Here is a 1709-nt window from a genome sequence, read left to right on the forward strand (position 1 = left end):
CGACGATCGAAGAGCGTGATCGCCGGCGAATGAGTCGCGAACGACCGACGCGGCCTCGCGGGGGTGCCCAAGGTGGGCCGCTTGGCGTTGCTGCCCCCGCACCTGGTTGCGGTGCGGGGGCAGTGTCGCTGTCCTACCGGGCGCGGCGGGCCAGGCGCTCCGGGTCGAGGATCAGCACGCTCTTGCCCTCCAGCCGGAGCCAGCCGCGGTGGGCGAAGTCGGCCAGGGCCTTGTTCACCGTCTCGCGCGAGGCGCCGACGAACTGGGCGATCTCCTCCTGCGTCAGGTCGTGGGTGACCCTCAGCAGACCGGCCTCCTGGCTGCCGAAGCGCTGCGCGAGCTGCAACAGCGCCTTCGCCACGCGGCCCGGCACGTCGGTGAAGATCAAGTCGGCGAGCATGGAGTTCGTCCGGCGCAGCCTGCGGGCCAGGGCCCTCAGCAACTGCTCGGCGATCTCCGGCCGGTTGGTGATCCACTGCCGCAGCGCGGGGCGGTCCATGCTGACCGCGCGCACTTCGGTCACCGTGGTCGCGGTGGACGTGCGCGGACCGGGGTCGAAGATCGACAGTTCGCCGAACATGTCCGACGGCCCGAAGATGCCCAGGAGGTTCTCCCGGCCGTCCGGCGACTTCCGGCCGATCTTCACCTTGCCGGATTGGATGATGTAGAGCCGGTCGCCCGGCTCGCCTTCCGCGAAGATCACGTGGCCACGCGGGAATTCAACAGACTCCAGCGTCTGCGCCAGTGCCTCCGCTGCGGCCTGTTCAACCCCCTGGAAAATGCCCGCGCGGGCCAGGGTCTCGTCCACCTCGTCCCTCCTGTCGAGACGCGGCGGCATGGTTGAGCGCGTTCCGCCTTCTGGCGGATCAGCGCCTGCCGCCGATCACTGAGTGCAGTCTAAGGGCTGTGGTGTGGATCGCCTTCCGGCGCGCCGCCCAACCAGCCCCGGACAGCCCGAAAGGCCCGCCGGGGGTGTGACCCCGTGGGCCTCGCCGGTCCTTGTCCCGCTTAGCGGCGGGTGCGCCGCTGACGCAGGTTCCTGGCACGACCACCCAGCCTGCGCAGCCGGAACAGCTCCAGCGCGCGACCGATGCCGTGCCCGTAGAGCGCCCTGACCTCGTCGGGACGGGCCGACTCCAGGAACTCCTCGACCTCGTCCTCCTGCACCGCCACGTGGCGGAGACGAGCTTCCACGCGCTCCATGAAGAGCGCGAAGAACATGATCACGATCGGAACGGCGATGACGAACCAGGCAGTCATGATGCTCCGAATCTTTGCGCATCCGGTTCCGGACGCGGTCAAGGGGGGTCACTCTGGCGTGTCGGTTCGAGGTCGTTGGAAGGACGTGCGCGCCGCTCCTCAGGTTGCTTGCCCCCGATCCTCACCCGCCAAACGACCTCCCGCCCGCCCAGCAACCACCCCGTCCCCTCCAAGGGTGACCCGCACCGGGCACCACCCACCGAACCCACGCCCCGCACCCCGGCCACGCCCACGCGCAACCACAAATTCGGCCCCACGCCGCCGGCCGACACCGGTGTGGCGCCCGGCCTCGCGCCCCCTGCCACCCCGCCGGCCGCGCCGCTGACCCTTCGCCGCCGGGCGTGCCGGCCCGCTCTTCGGTGGCCCTGTCATCTGCACCCGCCCGGACCACGCGCCGCGAGGCCGCGTCGGTCGTTCGCGACTCATTTCGTGGCGATCACGCTTTTCGA

General features: G+C 70.5%; 2 protein-coding genes. Both read right to left on the reverse strand.

Annotated elements, in window-relative coordinates:
- Positions 1-133: 133 nt before the first annotated feature.
- A complete protein-coding gene (locus ACFQ3T_RS29700) occupies positions 134-808 on the reverse strand; it encodes a Crp/Fnr family transcriptional regulator (RefSeq protein WP_033441932.1) in 675 nt (224 codons plus the stop codon).
- Between the two features lie 200 nt (positions 809-1008).
- A complete protein-coding gene (locus tag ACFQ3T_RS29705; protein ID WP_015097743.1) occupies positions 1009-1260 on the reverse strand; it encodes a hypothetical protein in 252 nt (83 codons plus the stop codon).
- Between the last annotated feature and the right edge of the window lie 449 nt (positions 1261-1709).

Origin of the sequence: Saccharothrix hoggarensis (genome assembly GCF_042678885.1) — a bacterium.
Lineage (GTDB): Bacteria > Actinomycetota > Actinomycetes > Mycobacteriales > Pseudonocardiaceae > Actinosynnema > Actinosynnema hoggarensis.

Excerpts from the sequence above, each read along its gene's own strand:
- ACFQ3T_RS29705 (WP_015097743.1), bottom strand. The coding sequence starts at position 1,260 with ATGACTGCCTGGTTCGTCATCGCCGTTCCGATCGTGATCATGTTCTTC.